Source organism: Shewanella frigidimarina NCIMB 400 (assembly GCF_000014705.1).
Lineage (GTDB): Bacteria > Pseudomonadota > Gammaproteobacteria > Enterobacterales > Shewanellaceae > Shewanella > Shewanella frigidimarina.
Window position 1 is genome coordinate 1,806,406 of sequence record NC_008345.1, and the last position, 21,535, is coordinate 1,827,940.

General features: G+C 39.6%; 23 protein-coding genes, 1 pseudogene and 1 riboswitch. Of the genes and pseudogenes, 21 read left to right on the forward strand and 3 right to left on the reverse strand.

Annotated elements, in window-relative coordinates; all coding sequences use genetic code 11:
* Positions 1-421: 421 nt before the first annotated feature.
* From SFRI_RS07780 to SFRI_RS07815, 8 genes are all read left to right on the forward strand, one after another.
* Complete coding sequence (locus tag SFRI_RS07780) at positions 422-955, forward strand: curlin-associated protein (protein ID WP_011636984.1); 534 nt, start codon at positions 422-424, stop codon at positions 953-955.
* 41 nt (positions 956-996) lie between these two features.
* Complete coding sequence (locus tag SFRI_RS07785) at positions 997-2,550, forward strand: curlin-associated protein (RefSeq protein WP_011636985.1); 1,554 nt, start codon at positions 997-999, stop codon at positions 2,548-2,550.
* 714 nt (positions 2,551-3,264) lie between these two features.
* On the forward strand, positions 3,265-3,801 hold the full coding sequence (locus SFRI_RS07790; protein WP_011636986.1) for a curlin-associated protein: 537 nt from the start codon (positions 3,265-3,267) through the stop codon (positions 3,799-3,801).
* Positions 3,802-3,821: 20 nt separating this feature from the next.
* Positions 3,822-5,480, forward strand: coding sequence for a curlin-associated protein (locus SFRI_RS07795; protein ID WP_011636987.1), 1,659 nt, complete (start codon positions 3,822-3,824; stop codon positions 5,478-5,480).
* A gap of 153 nt (positions 5,481-5,633) precedes the next feature.
* A complete protein-coding gene (locus tag SFRI_RS07800) occupies positions 5,634-6,266 on the forward strand; it encodes a LuxR C-terminal-related transcriptional regulator (protein ID WP_011636988.1) in 633 nt (210 codons plus the stop codon).
* The gene (locus SFRI_RS07805; protein ID WP_244262860.1) at positions 6,263-6,841 is read left to right on the forward strand and encodes a curli production assembly/transport protein CsgE; all 579 of its coding nucleotides are present in this window, start codon (positions 6,263-6,265) and stop codon (positions 6,839-6,841) included. Before SFRI_RS07800 ends, SFRI_RS07805 begins: the two co-directional genes overlap by 4 nt.
* Before the next feature lie 12 nt (positions 6,842-6,853).
* Entirely contained in the window at positions 6,854-7,255 is a 402-nt protein-coding gene (locus SFRI_RS07810; protein WP_011636990.1) for a curli assembly protein CsgF, read from the forward strand.
* Between the two features lie 2 nt (positions 7,256-7,257).
* Complete coding sequence (locus tag SFRI_RS07815; protein WP_011636991.1) at positions 7,258-8,109, forward strand: CsgG/HfaB family protein; 852 nt, start codon at positions 7,258-7,260, stop codon at positions 8,107-8,109.
* Between the two features lie 154 nt (positions 8,110-8,263).
* On the opposite strand, the gene SFRI_RS07820 is transcribed toward SFRI_RS07815, so the two are convergent.
* A complete protein-coding gene (locus SFRI_RS07820) occupies positions 8,264-10,021 on the reverse strand; it encodes a M61 family metallopeptidase (protein ID WP_011636992.1) in 1,758 nt (585 codons plus the stop codon).
* A 203-nt stretch (positions 10,022-10,224) separates the two neighbouring features.
* On the opposite strand from SFRI_RS07820, the gene hinT reads away from it, so the two are divergent.
* The 11 genes from hinT (at position 10,225) to SFRI_RS07875 (ending at position 18,837) form a co-directional block, all read left to right on the forward strand.
* On the forward strand, positions 10,225-10,578 hold the full coding sequence (gene hinT / locus SFRI_RS07825) for a purine nucleoside phosphoramidase (protein ID WP_011636993.1): 354 nt from the start codon (positions 10,225-10,227) through the stop codon (positions 10,576-10,578).
* Positions 10,578-11,087: a PaaI family thioesterase gene (locus tag SFRI_RS07830; RefSeq protein WP_011636994.1), complete on the forward strand. Its 510-nt coding sequence runs from the start codon at positions 10,578-10,580 to the stop codon at positions 11,085-11,087. Before hinT ends, SFRI_RS07830 begins: the two co-directional genes overlap by 1 nt.
* Positions 11,084-11,551 (forward strand): PaaI family thioesterase, encoded by a 468-nt coding sequence (locus SFRI_RS07835; RefSeq protein WP_011636995.1) that lies wholly within the window; start codon positions 11,084-11,086, stop codon positions 11,549-11,551. The genes SFRI_RS07830 and SFRI_RS07835 overlap by 4 nt, the downstream gene beginning before the upstream one ends.
* Before the next feature lie 37 nt (positions 11,552-11,588).
* Complete coding sequence (locus tag SFRI_RS07840) at positions 11,589-11,981, forward strand: YcfL family putative periplasmic lipoprotein (protein WP_011636996.1); 393 nt, start codon at positions 11,589-11,591, stop codon at positions 11,979-11,981.
* Between the two features lie 125 nt (positions 11,982-12,106).
* A riboswitch (TPP riboswitch) is annotated at positions 12,107-12,214 on the forward strand.
* Positions 12,215-12,271: 57 nt separating this feature from the next.
* A complete protein-coding gene (locus SFRI_RS07845) occupies positions 12,272-14,473 on the forward strand; it encodes a TonB-dependent receptor (RefSeq protein ID WP_011636997.1) in 2,202 nt (733 codons plus the stop codon).
* 54 nt (positions 14,474-14,527) lie between these two features.
* Complete coding sequence (locus tag SFRI_RS07850; RefSeq protein WP_011636998.1) at positions 14,528-14,788, forward strand: YkoF family thiamine/hydroxymethylpyrimidine-binding protein; 261 nt, start codon at positions 14,528-14,530, stop codon at positions 14,786-14,788.
* 5 nt (positions 14,789-14,793) lie between these two features.
* Positions 14,794-15,504, forward strand: a complete 711-nt coding sequence (gene pnuC / locus SFRI_RS07855) for a nicotinamide riboside transporter PnuC (RefSeq protein ID WP_011636999.1) — start codon at positions 14,794-14,796, stop codon at positions 15,502-15,504.
* Between the two features lie 36 nt (positions 15,505-15,540).
* Entirely contained in the window at positions 15,541-16,539 is a 999-nt protein-coding gene (locus tag SFRI_RS07860; RefSeq protein ID WP_011637000.1) for a phosphotransferase, read from the forward strand.
* 59 nt (positions 16,540-16,598) lie between these two features.
* Positions 16,599-17,444, forward strand: a complete 846-nt coding sequence (locus tag SFRI_RS07865) for a DUF6279 family lipoprotein (RefSeq protein ID WP_011637001.1) — start codon at positions 16,599-16,601, stop codon at positions 17,442-17,444.
* Positions 17,445-17,536: 92 nt separating this feature from the next.
* Positions 17,537-18,130: an HvfX family Cu-binding RiPP maturation protein gene (locus SFRI_RS07870; protein WP_011637002.1), complete on the forward strand. Its 594-nt coding sequence runs from the start codon at positions 17,537-17,539 to the stop codon at positions 18,128-18,130.
* Positions 18,131-18,288: 158 nt separating this feature from the next.
* Positions 18,289-18,837, forward strand: coding sequence for an NAD(P)H nitroreductase (locus SFRI_RS07875; protein ID WP_011637003.1), 549 nt, complete (start codon positions 18,289-18,291; stop codon positions 18,835-18,837).
* 80 nt (positions 18,838-18,917) lie between these two features.
* Here SFRI_RS07875 and SFRI_RS07880 read toward each other — a convergent pair whose 3' ends face one another.
* Positions 18,918-19,118 carry a hypothetical protein gene (locus SFRI_RS07880; protein ID WP_011637004.1) on the reverse strand — a complete coding sequence of 67 codons (201 nt, stop codon included), beginning with the start codon at positions 19,116-19,118 and terminating at the stop codon, positions 18,918-18,920.
* 176 nt (positions 19,119-19,294) lie between these two features.
* Positions 19,295-20,011, reverse strand: coding sequence for a glutathione S-transferase (locus SFRI_RS07885; RefSeq protein ID WP_011637005.1), 717 nt, complete (start codon positions 20,009-20,011; stop codon positions 19,295-19,297).
* 285 nt (positions 20,012-20,296) lie between these two features.
* On the opposite strand from SFRI_RS07885, the gene trhO reads away from it, so the two are divergent.
* Both trhO and SFRI_RS21890 read left to right on the forward strand, forming a co-directional pair.
* A complete protein-coding gene (gene trhO / locus SFRI_RS07890; protein WP_041413515.1) occupies positions 20,297-21,301 on the forward strand; it encodes an oxygen-dependent tRNA uridine(34) hydroxylase TrhO in 1,005 nt (334 codons plus the stop codon).
* Between the two features lie 89 nt (positions 21,302-21,390).
* A pseudogene (locus tag SFRI_RS21890) lies at positions 21,391-21,507 on the forward strand (helix-turn-helix transcriptional regulator); the annotation flags it as partial.
* Between the last annotated feature and the right edge of the window lie 28 nt (positions 21,508-21,535).

Consider the following 21,535-nt stretch of genomic DNA (forward strand, 5'->3'; position numbering starts at 1 on the left):
TATGTAATGATTTTGCACATCGAAATGATTATTAATAACCCTATCTATATTAGAGTGTTATTTGTTTAAATAGCACTTCTTATATCAACCATCCGCCTATATAAAAATAAATAAAATAACATCAATTATTTTAAGAAGTAACAAATCCATTTAAATAAATGAAAACTCAATGTTGTACGTGTTATTTGTTTTTTATTTTAAAAAACTAACATAAAATTGATTTAGATCAATTTATTAGCTTGGTTGTCGCAATTAAGTCTGGGTGTGAAAATAAAATAACCTATAGGTCTATATTGGTTTAATACTCAAGGTTGATTCGAACGTTATATGGCAGAGCCACAATATCAAAACAATGAATGTAAAAGTTATTAAGCGACATAAATAGAATGTTCTATACGTTTAATAACCCGGGGACATGAATATGACCTTGAACGAGCGTGTACATCAATATTACCTTAATGCAACAACTGGGGTTCTTGCTATTTTCCTGTGTATTATGTCTTTTCCTAGCCTTGGCCAACATGATTTGAGTGATATAAATGAACTTGCTATAGGTATTAATAATGCAGTCAATGTCACTCAACTTGGTGATGAACTATCCATTAATTTAAATCAAAGCGGGTTCAACAATCAGTTCAATTCAAATCAACTTGGCTACAACAATCAAATCTTTACTCATCAACAAGGCATGTTCAATGGGGTAACGGCATTTCAGTCCGGGGCTGATATTGAAGCTAGTATCTATCAATCAGGGTTTGGTAATCGAGTGATTACCAGTCAAGTAGGAAGCAATTTGCTAACGGATGTGAGTCAAATTGGAACACAAAACTTAGCGATTATTCATCAGACTGGAAGTAATAACACCATTATGATTCAACAGAATGGTTATGGAAGTGCTGTTGGTATTCTTCAATGGGGAACAATGCAAAACGTTAGCGTGACTCAAAGTAATTAATTTGAGTTGTTTAATTCAACCAAATGAAGGGAAATACAAAGATGAAATATTCTAAATTAGCTTTATTAATCTCAGCAGCTTTATTGACCTCAGCTGGAGCGTATGCAGGTGGTAACGAAGCCGATGTTAGTCAAGAAGGAGAGTTAAATACCGCAGTGGTTGTTCAACAAAGCAATAGTGTTGCTAATAGTGCAACTATTGAGCAACTTGGCAATAATAATCTTTCAACTATTTTACAGGCTGAAACGGCAAACTCCCAAGCCTCATCAAATCAAGAGGGAAATGATAATACATCTTTGATTGACCAACATAATGCAACAAGCACAGCTAGCGCATCGGTTAAATCAGTTGGTGATGGTAACAAAGCAGATGTCGCACAAGAATTTTATAATGGTGAAAATGCTCAAGCGACTGTTAATCAAAATGGCAGCGGTAACCTAGCAACCATCACTCAAAATAACGGTGACGGTGCACAGTCTACGGTTAATCAAACTGGCAGCGAGGATACCGCTGAAGTTTATAACCATTGGTCAGATTATGCAGATGCAACCATTAATCAATCAGGTAACTCCAACAATAATGCTTATATTCAACAGGAAGCGTCAGATGCTGCCAGTGCCACATTAACCCAAACTGGTTCAAATAATGACGGTGATATATTACAAAATAATCAGAATTATGGCGGTTCGGGTAGTGATGATACGGTCGCAACATTAGAGCAAGTCGGTAATGGTAACATTGGTTTAGTTGAACAAACTGGTTTATCTAACATGGCTGATGTATATCAAAATGGTGAATCTAATGATGCACATGTGACTCAAGCTGGCAGTAACCATGACGCTCAAGTTAACCAATACGGTTTAAATCAAACGGCAACGGTAACGCAAATGGACTTTGATCATGTTGCAACCGTCAATCAGTCTAATGAAGGAAACACTGCGACGGTGACTCAAAGTGCGTTAACTCTTGGGAATGGCAATGGTAACGGTAATTCAGGTACTGGTAACAATGCTACTGTTGACCAAGAAGGTATGAATGATACCGCTACGATTGTACAAGCCGGTTTTTCAAATGAAGCTGTAGTGCTTCAAGGTGAGTATAGTTTTGACAACACAATTACAATCACCCAGTCGGGTCATCATAACTATGCAGGTGGTTCAACTGATGATGGCGGATTAAGTACCGTTACAGTAAATCAAACTGGGCATCATAATGAAGTTAATAGCAAACCCAATGGCAGCAACTTTTATGGTGAAGGGATCGGTGCAGGAACGTGGGGAGCGAATAATATCGTTACTGTTGACCAAGATGGCCATCATAACAAGGCCTATGCCGATGCTGCTGATACATCAATTATTGATATAGACCAGTCTGGACATCATAACGAAGCATATGCTCAATCTGAGTGGGGCGTAGCTAACGAAATTGATATTGACCAAACCGGTGGCAATCATTTTGCTGATGTATATGTCTCTGGCGATTTAGAGGGAGATGGCAGCAATGTGGTTTATGTTACCCAAACCGATATGAATAACTCAGCAGTTGTAAGCAGCATAGGGTTTGGTAATACAGTGACGATTACTCAAGGCATGTAGCGAAAAAATAAAAAGGGTGTGCAAACACCCTCTTTATTTACACATTAGTAATTAAAGATATTGTGCCAATCTTAAAAATCTCACTTTGATATTTTTAAGATTGGCATTTTTTGAAGTCGTAATAGATACATTCGCTGATAGTTTTGCAAGCTCAATATTTAACAACAGATATCAAGGCCCTACGTTTACAAAGTGGAAATTGCACCAACAACCGATAATGTGACACCAAAATCAATTGTCTCAACAGCTCAAGAAAATTTGTTGAACGATCAAAGTTAGCCCGTTGGCGTGTCAATCATGCAAAACCAGAAACCGATCTAATGGATTATTCATGGAAGTGGGTTCTACTTAAATGACCTCTATCATGTTGTTTCTATGTTTAATCATTGCTTGAAATAGATGAGTTACTCGTTAGCTTTATACCAATTTTTGATAAATATTTTTACCCGTCCTCAACAGATTTATCAATTAAAAATAGTCATTGGTGAGAGTTAAGTTGCTGTTATTTAATGATTATTTTTTATTTTAATAGTACAAAGGTAGGGGGTGGTAGGTCATTTAGTCTTAAGGTCTATCGCGGTTTAATACTGTGGGTTGATTCGTGCTCAATTGTAAGGCGCCATAATATTGACACTATCAATGGCACAGCGATGATTGATGATTTATTCAATTTTTAGTTAAATTGTCACCAACATCGCACAAGGGGCAGGAAGCATGACCTTGAAAAAGCGTAAAAATAATTATCGCTTAACGGCAAAAGCAGGGGTGTTAACTTTTGCATTGTTCATATCCTCATCTCCTTGTGTTAGCCAAGATATTAGCGATATTGATGAGTTAGCTACGATTGGTAATCAAGCTAATGTAAATCAATTTGGCGATGATATGTTGGTTAATATCAATCAACTTGGTAGTAACAACCATTTTATTTCAACTCAATCTGGCTTTAATAATCAAACTCTCACTACACAGCAGGGCACAAATAATTATGCCATTGCAAATCAGTCAGGAAATGATATTGAAGCCAATATACTACAAGCTGGTTTTAATAATGTTGTTTTACTTAACCAATTTGGTTCTAGCCTGATGGCCGATGTTGGTCAAATTGGAACGGACAATTTAGCCATTATCAATCAGACAGGTAGTGAAAATGCGATTTGGATCCAGCAGTACGGCTCCGGAAATGCTGTAAGTGTGACCCAATGGGGTGTATCACAACATGTTGTTGTGACCCAGGGAAGCTTATCTAACTAAGAGTAAAGGGAAATACGAAGATGAAACATTCTAAATTAGCGTTATTAATCTCAGCAGCGATATTTACTTCAGCAGGGGCTTATGCAAGCGACAATAATGTAGTCGATGTCGTCCAAAATGGTGCAAGTAATACTGCTAATGTCACACAGCAAGTAGGTAGTGACAATAACGATGCAACTATCGATCAAGATGGCACTTCAAACGTTGCTACAGTAAAACAATCAGATACTTCAAATACTCATGCGTTTGTTACTCAAAAAGGTGAGGGTAATGAGGGGACAATTACGCAGCATAATGCCACTCAAACAGCTACAGCAATTATTGATACAAGGGGTAACGAAAACGATGCAACAATAGAGCAAGAATTTAACAATGGGGATGAAGCAGAAGCTACGATCACTCAAAGAGGTGGTTCAAATGAAGCCGTAATATCACAATACAATGGTGATGGTTCTGACTCAGCGATTAATCAATTTGGTTCAGGGGACAAGGCTGAAATCGACAATATATGGTCTGATTATGCTACGGCAATTATTACTCAGGAAGCTGGGCCTGGGAATAATGCTTTAATTACTCAATCAGACTCCGATGCCGCTGAAGCGTATTTATCTCAAAATGGCGCTGGAAATTCAGGGGAAATTTATCAAAAGACAGATGAAAATGGGAGTGCACCCGGTGTTGATGATACTGTCGCAACGTTGACACAAACAGGCAATGATAATACCGGTTATATTGAACAAACAGCTTTATCAAATCTTGCTGATGTTTATCAAAACGGTAATGACAATCAAGCAGATGTTTATCAAACTGGTGAAAACAACGAAGCTGATGTTGATCAACAAGGTGATAATGATACTGCTTATGTAAGTCAATCAGGCCAGGATGGTTACGCTTCTGTAAGTCAAAGTGGTAACACCTTAAATACTGGTTTAGTCTATCAAAGTGGTTTTAGCAATTCTGCGACTATCGCTCAAGTCGGTTCGGACCATATGTCAACCATTACCCAGTCTGAATATGACAACGTAGCAAATGTTGACCAAACTAATGTGGATAACAATGCAACTGTTACTCAAAGTGGTTCAGCCTCTGGAATGGGTAATTTAGCAACGGTTATGCAGGACGGTTTAGGTGATAGCGCATTAGTCGAACAAATTGGTAGTGACAATACTGCAATTGTTGAACAAGGAACAGATAGCCATGATAATGATGTATTCATTTATCAAACTGGTAACGAGAACTATGCTGGCGCCTCAACTGAACTAGGCGGTGATAGCACTGTTACGATTAATCAAGAAGGTAATAATAACTATGTTGGTAATTTGCCAGGAACAAATAATTATTATGGTCCTAATGTAGGCGCTGGAACATATGGCGCTGAAAACGTAATTACCATCGATCAAATCGGTAATGAAAACAAAGCTTATGCTGATTCATCAGACTTTTCATCAGAAGTAGATATCGACCAAACTGGGGATCTAAATACTGCTATCGCAGAGTCTTGGTTAGGTACTGATAATGATATTATGATTTCTCAAACTGGTACATTACATAATGCAGATGTTTTTGTTAATGGTGCGGGTAACAACATGGTATCAATTACTCAAACTGATGCGAGTAATACGGCTAATGTAACTTCAATTGGCAACGGTAACTCAGTTACTGTTGTTCAAGGGATGTAGTACAAAAGTATAATGAAGGGTGCGCAAGCACCCTTTTGACTAATTGTTATACGGTAATCCACTTGCTAAACTTATGAACATTGATACGGACTTAGTATCAATATGATTGCTTTTTCATACCAGAGTTTATTCATACCACATGGAGTGTTAGGAATGTTTAAAGTTGAAAATTGGATGATCGTATCGCGTTCGCAGTTGTTAATCGATTTACTTGATTCTCGCTGGCCACAAGAGTTTTTGGTTAAATTAACTAAGGCTCAGCCAGGTAATATGTCTAAGTTACTTTCCACACAAACCAACTCAATGGTGGTTTTCGATTTAGCAACAATTGATCTTCAGCAAGCATATCAACTACAACGCGTTATTGAACGTGAATATTGTGGTATTCGTACCGTTTTTCTAAATTTCCCTAAACAAGTTGATGCAAAATTTTTAATTCATCCATCGACCACAACAGGTGTCTTCTATACCAATGCTAATTTAGCTGATGTTAGTAGCGGTTTAAATGAAATACTAAAAGGCCGTAGTGTAATCCCTCAAGATCTCTATCAATCGTTAATGAGTGTTAACCATGACGATGACAGTGAACAACTGACCATTCGTGAACGTGAGGTATTACAAACGTTGTTGTCTGGCAGCACAAATCTCGATATCGCTAATCAACTATTTGTCAGTGAATCCACCATTAAAACGCATCTCTATCGTGCGTTTCGAAAAATTGGTGTGTCTAGTCGTGGTCAAGCCATTGCTTGGGCGCAAACTCATATGCATGAGGTGAGAGTGTGAAATATCCATCAGTGATACTCCTTTGTCTGATGGCTAGTCAGGCAGTTTTGTTAAGTGATGCTATTGCTGATGATCGTAAAGATGTTGACGTTAATGTTCCAGAGTTTACTAAAGCTAATATTGCGCCCACCACAGATGAAGTTATTCCAGAATCCTCAGCTTCAAAAGCTCAAGAGAATTTATTGCATTCAACTGAACCTGTAGTGAGTGTCAGTGATGCAAAACCTAAGCGTGAAGCTGATTTAATTGATGGGTTAATCTTAAATAGAGCCATGACAAGATTTGGCCACCGTTTTTATAGAGAATTTGTTAGCGCTTATCGTGATATCAATGGCATGAGCAACCACTCGGGGCTCACTGTTGTAGAGCAAGCCACAGCAAGAAGTGGTAGTAAAATTTTAGTGTTGCATAATCGCAAGCCGGTTTTTGTGACGTTTTTATCCCCAGCATCGCGAAATATTGATGCACAAGCGAACATGGCAGCAAAGCGGGTAAATGCTTCCTTGTTGCAATATCAACAACAGGCAAAATGGGCGGCATTTTCAGACCCCGATCTTGCTCCTGATGAGTTTTAGCAGGGAATGCATATGAAAAAATTATTATTAATCTTATCAATAACATCATTTAGTTTTCCCTTAGCCGCGACGCAACTGGTATATACCCCAGTTAATCCTGCTTTTGGGGGGAGTTACCTTAATGGTAGTTATTTACTGGCGAATGCGTCAGCGCAAAATGAACATCAAGGTGGCTCCTCCTATGTAGCCCCTACAGCGCTTGACAGGCTTGCAAGTTCATTACAGTCACGCTTAATGAGTCAATTGTTTAATGATGCTGCAAATGGTGGTGAAGGTTATTTAAAAACCGATGACTTTGAGATAAATGTGGTCAATGAAGATGGATCGTTACTGGTTCACATCACTGATTTATTAACCGGCGAGACGACCATCATCGAAGTTGGTGGTATTGTCGGCACAACAACAGGGGGCTAATCATGAAAAGACTAGTGCTTAGCTTATTTATTTTATCTTTGAGCGCGTGTTCATCGATAGAAAGTGAATTCGACGGTATTGAAGCAACCACGAGTTTAATGCCAAAAGGCGAGACTTATTACGATTTAGTGAGTTTACCATCTCCCCAAGGAAGTATGGTGGCTGCAGTGTATGATTTCCGTGATCAAACGGGCCAATACAAGCCGATACCTTCGAGTAACTTTTCAACCGCTGTACCTCAGTCTGGAACCGCTTTCTTAGCTCAAGCGCTCAATGATTCTGCTTGGTTTGTGCCTGTTGAGCGTGAAGGGTTGCAAAATTTACTGACAGAACGAAAAATTGTTCGTGCAGGACTCAATGGTGACGCGAGTAAGTTGCCACAATTAAACAGTGCTCAAATTTTGATGGAAGGTGGCATAGTAGCTTACGACACCAATATTAAAACCGGTGGCGCAGGCGCTCGTTATTTGGGAATCGGCGTATCGGGTCAATACCGTGTCGATAGCATAACGGTTAACTTACGTGCGGTTGATATCCGTACCGGTCGATTATTAAGCAGTGTGACAACCACTAAGGCCGTTATTTCAAAAGAAATTACTGCTGGTGTATTTAAATTTATTGATGCGCAAGAATTATTAGAATCAGAAGTGGGTTATACCTCAAATGAACCTGTGAGTTTGTGTATTGCCGCGGCGATAGAAAGTGCGGTGGTGCATATGATTGCTGACGGTATTTGGAAACGAGCTTGGAATTTACTTGATGCAGCATCTGGAGTAAAAAACCCAACATTACAAAAATATTGGTTAGAAGCACATACTGAAAATCAAGTATTAGAACGGATTAAGCAAAGCTAGTCGTATTGATACATTTGTATATTAATAGAGAAGGTAAATAAAAAAGGATATCAAATTGATATCTTTTTTTATTTACAGTTTTGATTGCGGTTTGTGAACAATATTGAAAATATTCAGCAGATTAACTCTCAAATCGGTGAATTGTTTATCCGTATTAACCAAGCCACAATTGTGTTTTAGTCGCATCGTTGATGCTAAGCGAAATCGTGTCTAAAGCCGCTTCACTAGTCGTTAATGTTCCTTGCATCAATTCATCTCGTCTAAACCAGTGTAAAGTGATTTGTTCGCCAAGGGTTCGACTTTGCAGTTGTTGTTCAAATTGACTCGTTACCTGCAAGTTGTCTGCCGCAATCAATAAATCACCCGCACTTAATCCCGCTTGATGTGCAGGACTGTGTTGGCTAACCGTTAGAATTTTTAACCCTAATGATTCAACTTTTGTTTTAGCGCCAAAACCAATTTTATAACCAGTGGCTTCAGCACCACCCAAATCAGTTGTACCTTCACTGGCCCGTAAACTCATGTCTACACCCACTTGAGCCAGTAATTCTTTTAGCGGCAAATCGTCTGTGTTATCGAGATAAGTAAAGATATCGTCACAAGGACGATTTAATAGCGTTTCAACAATCTGTTGATGGCTTGACGATTCAGTACCAACACCCGTTAAACCATATTGTTGCCAAAGTTGACGCATAACATCATCAAGGCTATGTTTTCCTTGGGTTTCAATACGGATGGTTAAGTCTACATACAAGGCAAATAATGCGCCTTTGGTATAATAGCTGACGATGGCATTGGCGGCATTTTCATCTTGCTTATAAAACTTAGTCCAAGCATTAAAACTTGATTGCTTTAAGGTTTGTTTAAAGCGACCTTCGCCTCGGTATACTCGAGTCATAATTTGACTGAGTAAAGTAAGGTAACCTTTCTCATCAATACACTGTGATTTAAAGGTAATTAAATCATCGTAATATGACGTGATACCTTCGTACGCCCACAATTGAGAGGTATAAGACTCTTGTGATAAGTCAAACGGTGTAAACTCAGCAGGTTTAATCCGTTTAACGTTCCATGAATGGAAATATTCATGGCTGCACAGGGATAAATAAGTGCGATAACCTTTATCCACTGGCGTATCTAGTGACAAAGGTAAGTCGTTGCGAGAGCACATTAAGGCGGTTGATGCTTTATGCTCTAAGCCACCAAAACCATTGTCCAAAACCGTGGTCATGAACACATAACGCTTAAAGGGCGCTGGAGTGCCAAATAAGTCAATTTGGTATTCGCATATTGCTTTTAAATCTTTGGCCAATCGAACCATATTGGCTCTGTGTTTGCCACTGAGAACGATATCGTGTGGAACACTGGCTGCATGAAATGTTTCGATGGTTAGTTCACCCATTTCAACGGGATGATCAATTAAGTCATCGTAGTTTTCAGCACTAAACTCACCAAAGCTGAATTGTTCACCAGAGGCTCTAGTCATGCTGGTGGCTAGCGTCCAATGAGCTAATTCTGCAAGTGCAGGTTTGGCAATAGTAACGGTATGCGGTTGATACTCAAGACTATTTGCTGCAAGAAATACACTGCTGCCATTAAAAAAGCCATGGTTAGTGTCAAGGTGTGCAGTGCGAACAGACAAATCCCATGCATAAATTTGGTAGCACAAGCTAATGTGACTACCTTGGTTATTCAATTGCCATGTTTGTTTATCTAGTTGAGTCACCGACAATGTTTGTTGGTTTTCTTTGGCATCAATTTCAATAATGTTTTTGGCGAAATCACGGATCATGTAGCTGCCAGGTAACCATGCTGGTAAAGAGAAAATCTGAGATGGATTGGCATTTTTTAGCGTAAAGGTAACTTCAAATAAATGAGCTTTAGGGTCGACCGCATGAATATGATAATGCATAAAGAATTCCGAATGAGTGGCAAGTCGCAATCAAAACGATTGAGCTATAATAACCAATGCTGCCAAAATTGACTCACTTAAGCAAACGAATCCCATTTTAGGCAAAATATTACCCATAAAAAGCGTTTTTACTGGAGTGATAGTTCAAAGAGTTGATAGTATTATCAATAGCATCAATGCAGTTATCTAATGAGGGCACCCAAATGGCCGAAGAAACCATATTTAGCAAAATTATCCGCCGTGAAATTCCAGCGGATATTTTATACCAAGATGAATTAGTCACCGCATTTCGGGATATTACTCCGCAAGCTCCTACGCATATTTTGATTATCCCTAATCATTTAATCGCGACAGCAAATGATGTTAAAGCGTCTGATGAAAAAGCATTAGGACGAATGATAACAGTAGCTGCCAAACTTGCTGATGAAGCCGGTATTGCAGAAGGCGGTTATCGCTTAATAATGAATTGCAATAAACATGGCGGTCAAGAGGTGTACCATATTCATATGCATCTTTTAGGGGGTAAACCATTAGGCCCAATGTTGAGTCGTGGATAATGAAAATTAACAGTGATTTTTTCCCGTTAACTGAAGTTGCTACACGCTTTGTCAACCAGTTGGCTCAGTGCCGTCGTTTAGGGCTTACTGTGCAAGAAGCCAGCGAGCATCACGTGTTAATTGAGTTGCCTTACAGTCAAGATATTATTGGTTACCCAGACACCGGAGTCATTCACGGTGGGGTGATCACAACCTTGATCGATACCGCTTGTGGCACCGCAGTGGTATGCGCCATTTTGAAAAAGTACCAATCGTTAGAGTTGTCTCCAACATTGGATTTACGTGTCGATTACATGAAACCTGCCGAGCCTCATAAGTCAGTTTATGCCTTTGCTGAATGCTATCGTTTATCGTCAAGCGTTGCCTTTACCCGCGCGATAGCATACCAAGACAGCATTGATGAACCTATCGCTCACGCGGTGGGATCTTTTATGCGCATTAGTCCAGAAATGGTCGGCGAAGAGTTTCGTCAAGTGTTAATGGGTAATTTACCGGGGGCGACATCATGAGCGAGCCAACCCAACTAGATACACAAAAGGCTTTAGATGTTCAAGATGTGGTTAAACGTGCCATTGAACTGAATGATTATAGTTACTTACTTGAGAAAGTACCTTACTCACAATTTATTGGCATGTCAGTGGCCCGTTTTGGTGATGAAATGGTATTTAGACTGCCAGCTAAAGATGACAACATTGGTAATCCGATTTTACCTGCGATACATGGTGGAGTGATTGCTGGGTTTATGGAAATGTCAGCAATTGTGCAATTAATGGTATTTATGCAAGCCAAAAAAGTGCCTAAAATCGTTGATTTTTCAATTGATTATTTACGCGCAGGTTTACACCAAGACACATTCGCAGAATGTAAAATTACTCGCCAAGGCCGCCGTGTGGCTAACGTCAGTATGAATTGTTGGCAAACCAACCGTAAACAATTGATAGCCACAGCTAGAGCACATTTTTTGCTAGATTAAATCAACGCTTTACATTAACAGCAAATAAGGGAATAGCATGAAAATAACGTCAATCTTTGTGTTCGCATCAGCACTGTTGCTTAGCGCCTGTGCGCATAACACAGTAGGTATTTCGGTAGATTCAAGTGGGCAGGTTAGGGTCGATAACAGCTCTTTTGCCAGCGATGTCAATGTTGTGGATATTTCATCGGTCATGGTTGCTGATTTAATCAAAGCATCGGCGTTAATTCAAAGTAAATCGAGCACTGACTTACGTCTGCAATATAAATTCACTTGGTACGATGCCAGCGGATTTACAGTTGAGGATGAAGCAAGCAGTTGGAAGTCGGTTAAATTACATGGCAAACAGCAATTACAAGTTGGTGCAGTCGCGCCTAATTCACAAGCCACTCGATTTGATATTTATGTACGTGAAGCTTTCTCAAATTAACCGTCACAACATGAAGTTTGAAGATACATGATTACTGAGATTTAACATAAAGTTAATCAATTACATCGTTGAGTTATCAAATTGTATAGCTGCTCGTGTATTCATGTTGAAGTTAGTTTATAATCGTGGCCGCCAAGGGGTGTTCAGTAAAACCTGAACTGAGATGTCTGTATGACGAACCCTTAGAACCTGATCCGGCTTATACCGGCGTAGGAATGGGCCACACTATCTTTATGTGCACCTCTTATTCGCTACTCTTGCCGGATCTCAAAATAATTATTTGAGGTCCTATGTTCACGAAAAAATCTATTGGCTTACACCAAACTCCCATTGCTTTAGCTGTTATTACAGCATTGAGCTCGCCTGTTGCTATGGCTAAAACTGCTGATGTTGAACGGGTAACTCCTGAATATGAAAAAATGGAAGTTATTGTTGTTAACGCTGACTTTAGTAATATCAGCCTTGATAAAATGCCGTCAAGTGTGACGGTTATTGATGCCCAGCAATTAGAAGACGAAGGGGCACAACATTTTGAAGATGTGCTCAATTCTATTGCAAACTTTAACTGGTCTGGTGGCAGTTCTCGTCCTAAATACTTCCAAATTCGTGGTGTCGGTGAACAAGAACAATATCAAGGTGCACCCAATTCATCTGTTGGCTTTGTCGTTGATGATATCGATTTGTCTGGCCTTGGCATGGTGTCGAGTATGTACGACATGCAGCAAGTTGAAGTATTGCGCGGTCCACAAGGCACCCAATATGGAGCTAATGCGTTAGCTGGATTAATTTACTTAAAAAGTAATGATCCTACTGAATCATTTGAACATGGCGCAAAAGTCAGTTTAGGTGACGACAACCTTCGCACGCTTTCAGGCTTTAGTTCGGGTCCACTCAATGATTCGGGTAAATTGCTCTACCGTGTATCACTAGAACAACACAATCAAAATGGCTACCGTGATAACCTTTATCTTAACCGTGATGATACTAATGAGCGCGATGAGTTAACGGCGAGAGCTAAGTTCCGTTGGTACGCTACAGACGATCTTCAAGTTGATTTAACCTTATTACATGCCAATTTTGATAATGGTTACGATGTATGGACATTAGATAATAATCGCAGTAACACCTTAACTGACCAACCCGGTATCGATGCACAGAAAACCACAGGAGTAGGAGTTAAGTTTATTTTCACGGGTATGCAAGCATTTGACTTCACATCATTAACATCATTTGCGCAAACTGATCATCACTATGCTTATGATGGTGATTGGGCCAATTCGGATTATTGGGCGAGTAAAGCATGTAGCGTCTATGACGATGCGGGAGCTGTGTCTGGTACTGAGCCGTGTGTTTATGATTACACCTGGGACAAAAAAGGCGATCGTAAAACCTTAACCCAAGAGTTCCGTTTATCATCCAAAGATGCAGGACGCATCCTCGCCGGTAGTACCGACTGGTTGTTGGGTGTATACGCGATGAATTTGAAAGAAGATAACGACTTATACTCGGAATACAACACCTGGCCAGATGAAGTATTGCAGTCAAATTACGAAGCGACAAACTATGCCGTATTTGGTCAGCTAGACAGCCATTTAGGTGATGATTACTTATTGTCGACAGGGTTACGTTTCGAGCGTCGCGATAGTGATTATAGCGACAGCAATAAAGATAACTTTGCCCCATCAGAAGATATGTGGGGAGGCCATATTGCGTTGTCAAAAGCCATTAATGCTAATCACAATGCTTATGCTCGTGTCGCCCGCGGTTATAAGGCGGGCGGTTTTAATATGACATTGCCTGCTGAATTGTCTGACAAGAAACAGTTCGACACTGAGATTTTATATAACTATGAAGTTGGCCTAAAATCGAGCTGGTTTGATGGAGAAGTGGATTCTACCTTGGCGCTGTTTTATATGGATCGCCAAGATCAACAAGTTGCCGCATCTTTACAAGACCCAGATAGCCCGCAGCGTTTTATTCTATTTACCGAAAATGCCGGTAGTTCAAGTAACTATGGCGCGGAACTCGATGCAAAATGGTATTTGACAGAAAATATTGAATTTTATGGTAGTTTCGGTTGGTTAGAAACTGAATATGGTCAATATCAATACAGTGACAAATACGGTTCTACCATCGATTTATCTGGACGCGATTTAGCGCATTCGCCTAAATTTACTTACAGTGCCGGTATGACCTATGTTGCTGATTCTGGTTGGTTTGCAAACGTGAATGCCAGTGGTAAAAGCCAGTTTTATTATTCTGACAGCAATGAATCGCAGTCAGAAGCCTATACCATTTACAACGCCCGCCTAGGTTATGAAACGCCAACATGGTCGGCATATTTATGGGGCCGTAATTTGTTTGATGAACAATATGGTGTGCGAGGCTTTTACTTTGGCAACGAACCAGATCAAGATTGGGCAGATAAGCAATATATTCGTTACGGTGATCCGCGCCAAATGGGTGTGACATTAGAAGTTAAATTTATGTAATGACACAAAACCGCTGCAACCACAGTTGTAGCGGTTTTAATTAAGGAATAAAAAATGAAGTTAACTGCAGAGATCAGCATGTATCCGTTTAATGAGAACTATCTTGATCCTATTCAATGGTTTATCGGCAGAGTGGATAGTTATGACAATATTCAACGAGTGACAAACGCGATGGCAACCCAAGTCTGTGGTGAATATACAGATGTGATGTCGATGTTAGCCGTTGAAATGCAAGCTGCACACCAAAAGTGGGGTAAAGCTGTTTTTGTGTGTAAATTTATTGGTGGTGAGCTCGACCTTGCTCATAGCGAATAACCACAATGAATGATCTATTTATAACGCTACAACAAGCTTTTAGTGAAGCGTCATTAATGACGTTTTGGGAGGCTGTTGCCGTTATGCTAGCGCTTGCTTACTTAATTCTTGCTATGCGGACTAACATTTGGTGTTGGTCCGCAGCATTTATTAGTACCGCCATTTATACTGTACTATTTTGGAATGTATCGTTATTGATGGAGTCAGTTCTTAATATTTATTATATGGGGATGGCGGTTTATGGGTATTGGCTATGGTTGCACGTGCCACCTTCTGAGCAAAGTAATTTGCACAATTCTGAGCCGCATAATGGTACTCAGCACAACATTGAAACCAATCATCTTAATATTACCAGTTGGTCATTTGGGACTCATGCTTGGCTCATCGGCGCGACATCATTAGTGTCTATACTGGTGGGATATTTAATGGCTCATTACACGTCGGCAGCATTTCCTTATGTCGATGCGGCAACCACTTGTTTTGCTATCGTTACAACCTATCTAGTGGCGAAAAAAGTGCTGGAGAATTGGCTCTATTGGGTTGTCATTGATTTTGTGTCTATTTACCTTTACTTCCAAAAAGGCTTAATGCTGACATCGGGTTTGTTTGTTTTATATGTCGCGATGGCGGTTGGCGGATACATGATGTGGCGTAAGAAATACCGCCATCATATAATCACGCAACACAATACAAATCAAGAGGTGGTTGGTGTATAGCCAACCACCATGCCATTTCATTAGAGTAAATATTTGATGTCCCAGCCGCTGTTATCTCTACCTATCGATGTGCTTAATATAATCAGCAAAGCCATGCCAACCACATTGTTTCAACAGCTCGCTACACAGTGTACCGAGGTGTCTTTTCTTAACACAGGGATTAGCAATGTTAATATTAAGTTATCTTGTGAAGATGGAGATAAGGTTTTAAGAGTGAATCAACCCCACAGTAATTGGTGTGATAGATCGCTTGAAGTTGAATGTTGGCAAGCCGCAATAGTGGCTAACATTGCACCAGTATTGATTTGGGTCAGTGATGATAAGCAAGTGTATCTGAGTGAGTTTATTCATCAACCAGAGACAGACTGGTCGATATTTGCCTCAATGCGCAGTCACTTATCGCTTGGGCAATCTACAAATCAATCCATTTCGGCTGTCGACGCAGTTCCTTTGCTTAGCGCCTTATTCTGTAAACTCAGTACGCTGCCAGTGCCTAATAAAAGTATTACAGTGACTGAGCAGTGGCAACAATACGCATATCAATTGGATTCATTAACTGAATCACAAATTGATCCGCAATGGCATGATGCGTGGCAGCAATTGTTACGCTTAAATGGGCTTGTTCGGCACTGGTTATCGCAGTTAGAAGCCTGTGTGTTGCTGCCCACTTTTTGTCATCGAGATTTAACTCCGCACAATTTACTGCTTAGCGGCAGAGCCCCTCATCAACTGTTTTGTATTGACTATGAATATGCTGTGGCGAGTCATCCGTTGTTCGATTTAGCCAGCGTTGTGGCCAGCCATAAGTTATCAACGATACAAGTGAACCAATTAATCGATAACGTGATTATGCAATATTGTCAGGCTGCTAGTCTTACCGATGTGGCAGCGGCAAAAGCTGCATTACCCGCCGCAATTAATTGTTTTTGGTTGTTTTCAGCCATGTGGGCATTACTGATGGCAGCCAAAGAACCACAAAAAGTCACACAATACTTACAATACTTTACATATTACCTTACATTAATCACTTGCTAATATGCTCCGATAACGTACAAGGTTCTTATAAAATATAAGTATTGATAAAGGAATTATCTGTGTCTAAAAAATTGATTATCCTACTGTTTAGTTGCCTACTTTTTGTTGGCTGCTCAACCAAAATAAGTTATTTTTTTCTGGATTGGGCAATAGAGTGGGAAGTTGAAGAATACGTAGAGTTAACCTCAGATCAGCAAGACAAATTTGATGTCATTATTGAATCGTTTTTAGTTTGGCATCGCGAACAAGAATTGCCGCGGTATCGTGATCAACTGTCTTTGTTATCAACACTGACAAATCAACAAACAATGACCCCAGAGCTATGGCTTAATCAAGTGTCAATGGCAAAGGCACATTGGCACCGTATTTTTGATTTTGTCATGCCTGAGCTGTTACCCATTATGGCGAGTTTATCCGATGAACAAGTTAATCAGGTACTGGTGCAGCTTAAAAAAGAACAACAAGAATTAATTGAAGAATATGCCGGTAAAGATCAAGCTGAATTGATAAAAGACTCCGATAAAAGAATTGCCAAACAATTATCTGAATGGACTGGCGACGCTACAGATGAACAAAAAAGTATTATTCACCAAGCTAATACAGAACGTTTAGCCACGTTAGACATGTGGCTTGAGTATCGCCATGAATGGCTAAGTCAATTTGAACAAGCACTGAAACGCCGTCAGCAAACTGACTACTTTACCCAACAAATGAAGTTGTTAATGATCTCGCCTGACGAGCTAAAATCTAAAGTTTATCGCGATAATGTAGATGAAAATACTCGAAAGTTTGGTTCAATGTTAATTGCGCTTAATAAAACATTTAGTCAAAAACAACGAAAGTACTTTGACAAAAAATTAGCTGAATTAGTAGAAGATTTAACTGAACTACACTTAGACAAATAATATCTATTTTTATCAGTTAGGCTTCAAAGCTGAAATATTTTTAATCTTCTGCGGGTCTATTACTACAACAACGATTTCAGTCAGGATTATTTATGCAGACACTAAGTGGATTATATCAGCAGTTTTTAAATGTGATTAAACATACAGAAGGCTTAGCTGCCTTAATGTTAAGGCTTTATCTTGCGCCAGTATTAATGCAGGCTGGTTACAACAAATTGTCACATTTTGAAGATACCGCAGCATGGTTTGGCAATCCCGACTGGGGACTCGGTTTACCTATGCCTGAAGTCATGACAGCGTTAGCAGCAGGCACTGAATTGTTCGGTGGTTTTTTACTGCTGATAGGTTTAGCCACTCGACTCGTTGCGTTACCGATGATGGTCACTATGTTAGTTGCTGTTTTTGCGGTGCATTTACCTAGTGGTTGGTTGGCAATTGCTGACCCAAGTTCGTGGTTAGCGAATGAGCAAGTGTTAGCTTCAGCAGAAAAGCTATCTGCAGCGAAATCTATTTTACAAGAGCATGGTAATTATGAATGGTTAACCAGTTCAGGTAATTTTGTTATTTTAAATAATGGTATTGAATTTGCGATGACGTATTTAATCATGTTACTGGCATTATTTGTAATTGGTGGCGGCCGTTATACGAGTGTTGATTACTTTATAGGGCGTCGGTTGTTAAAGTAACCTTGTTTGCATAATCTGAACTCAGAATACCAAAGGATTGTTTGAGAGGTATTTGTTATTACGAGTTTAGGTTACATAGAACAAACCTAAAAAATCCCACCTAATGCGTGGGATTTTTGCTAATATCGGCGGCATAATTTACTTAAAAGGATTGTATCTTGGACGCCAAACAACTGTTATTGACTCGCCAATCGACGCCTCGCCTAGTTGCCCCAGCACCAAATGCCGAACAACTCACTTTTTTGCTTGATGCAGCAGCAAGAGTACCAGACCACGGTGCATTAACGCCTTGGGAATTTATTATTGCGGTAGATGATGGCTTAGCTAAATTGGCAGATATTTTTGTTGATGCGGCTAAAAAAAGTGGTGCAGATGAAACTTTTCTGACTAAAGTAGCCAACATGCCTTATCGTGCACCTATGGTGATTACGGTCGTCGCCAAAACTCAAACGCATGATAAAGTACCAGTTTTAGAACAGCATATAGCAGCGGGTTGCGCCACGATGGCAATGCAGCAAGCCGCATTTTCGATGGGTGTAGGTGCTGTATGGCGTACAGGCGATTTTGCTTTTGATGCAAATGTACATCAACAACTAGGCTTGTCTAAGCAAGATCAAATAGTGGGCTTTTTATACGTAGGTACGCCAGCGGTAACTGCACCAATAAAACCATTAAAAAATGGTCAGCAATTCGCTCGCTATTTATAAGTTTGGTCAGCAGAGAGTACGAGCCTTTATTGAACAAAGAGGCTCGTTTATGTGTTAATCATCAAGCTAAGTTTTACTGTCTATTCGTAGAACTCGAGTGGGATCATGTTCTGATAGACATAATAGCCTAATGGTCCCATTAACAAACTGAGCATAGACCACACTACACGTTGGGCATTTTTGATGTGTGCTTTCGAGGTATAGGCTCGATAGCAAAAGTGAATATGTAAAATCAGTAATGCAATGAGCATTAATACTAACGTAATATCCATATTATTCATGTCATGTTCCTTTGCGTTCCAGCAATGACTTATCTAAGTGTAAGCTTAAAATTAAAATCTGCAGTAAAAATAATAAAAATCCATGTTTTTAAACGGCTATTCACTGCTAACACCTTTAATTTATTTTAAAAATTAACCGATTAATAGCCCGTAAACCATTAAATATTCATAATTTTTTAATTTTTGCACAAAGGTATTACTTGTCCATCATCATGTTCTGAATGTTTGAGCTGAATCATATTTTTTTGTGGTAACCATAAAGGATATTTGTACATGGTCACGTTAAATAGTGAGCTGTTGACTAACGTGGTCAACCAAACGATAACGTTAGGGTATGGCATGGTGTTAAACCACACAGGTTCAACATTAGCAAATTGCCGAATAAACGGAAAAATAGCAAAATCAGCGAGTGTAGGGCTGTCGGTGCACAAATAGTTATGTTGCTGCAACAGGTCCTCTAATGTTTGAATAAACCGCTCTGCCTGTTGTCGATACCAGAGTTTACTGTATTCAGGGAACCTGTCGGCATACTTATATTTATCTAACCACGGTTTAAATTCATTATCATTGGCATTAATGAGCGATTCAGTCGTGGATTGATCCAACCAGTATTGCAGGGCTTGATACTCTTCTGTGGTTAAGTAATGATTTTCTGGCGCGGGATATTCAGTTAATGCAAAACGCATAATATCAAGACTTTCACTTATCACTTTGTTGTTTGCTGTCACCAAAACCGGCACAGTGCCTTTGGCCGAAATGGCGATCAATTCTGCGGGTTTATTTTTAAGCTCAATTTCACGTACTAACGGATTCAGCTGGCTTAAATGAAGGCTAATACGTGCACGCATAGCATAAGGACAACGACGAAAGGTGTATAAAATCGCAGAGTTCATTGGGTGTCTATAAAATGATGTCTTACTAATAGAGTAACGTTTCTTGACTGAAAACCCAAAATTAACCGCTAACAACATTGTAAAAAAGTACATCAGTTAGTTTTAGTATTTTTTTGACTGTGATTTAGGTATACTTTCGGCCGTTTTTTTGAGTCTGTGCACAGTGTGCAGGCCTTATTTATATGCGCAGTAATATGCACTGGAAATTAAGTTCCAGCCAGCGGAGACCTCATTTTTATGCAACAACCTAAACCAGCGTCTAAACAAGAATCTATTCAAAAAGCCATGCAAGCTTCATCTCAATCCCAAGTCGCTGTGTGTGCGTTATATAAATTCGTAGCGTTACCTCATTTTGAAGATGTACGTCAGCCATTGCTTGATATCATGGAACAAAACGAAATCAAAGGCACTTTGTTGCTTGCTCAAGAAGGCATTAATGGCACTGTTGCAGGAACAGCTTCTGCGATTGATATTTTATTGGCTTGGTTGGGTACTCAATCTGGCTTAGATAATATTGTGACTAAGTTTTCTTTTGACGCTGAAATGCCGTTTTATCGCACCAAAGTGAAGCTGAAAAAAGAAATTGTGACTATGGGTATTGAAGGCATCGATCCTCGTAAAGTCGTCGGGACCTATGTGAAACCCAAAGACTGGAATGCGCTGATTTCAGATCCAGATGTGGTGTTAGTTGATACCCGTAATGATTACGAAGTGAAGATTGGTACGTTTAAAAATGCTGTCAATCCAGTAACTGAGACTTTCCGCGAGTTTCCGGAATATGTGAAGCAAAATTTAGATCCAGCTAAGCACAAAAAAGTGGCGATGTTTTGTACCGGTGGTATTCGTTGTGAAAAATCCACCGCATATTTGAAAGAGCAGGGCTTTGATGAGGTATATCATCTTGAAGGCGGCATATTAAAATATCTTGAAGAAGTAGAACAAGAGCAAAGCTTATGGGAAGGTGAATGCTTTGTGTTTGATAACCGCGTAGCAGTAAATCACAGCTTAGAAAAAGGCCAATACGATCAGTGTAATGCTTGTCGTATGCCAATTACTGAAGCAGAAAAACAAACTGAAGCCTATGTTCAAGGTGTCAGCTGTCCTCATTGCATTGATAAAGTGCCGCAAGAACAACGTCAGCGCTTTATTGAGCGTGAGCGTCAAGTACAATTAGCTAAGCAACGCGGTGAAGCGCATATTGGTAGCGATGTAAAGCAAGTGATTGATGCTCGTCGCCAACAAAAAGAAGCCCAACGTAAAGCACAAGAAAAAATTAATAATAAAGGCTAATTAATTCCTTTATTAAAATGAAAAGCCCAATCTGAATAAGATTGGGCTTTTCATTTTTTATTTTGCATTATTTTTCTGTTCTGAAATAAACGGTAATAACAATAGAGTCAAATAAATACTCGCCAACACTAGACGTGGCGTTTAAAATTGCAGATGTGTTTAATTTACTGTTGGATAAGGTGTTTAATTATCGTTCAGGTAAGTAACCTAAGCACGTGATAAGAAAATCTTCTC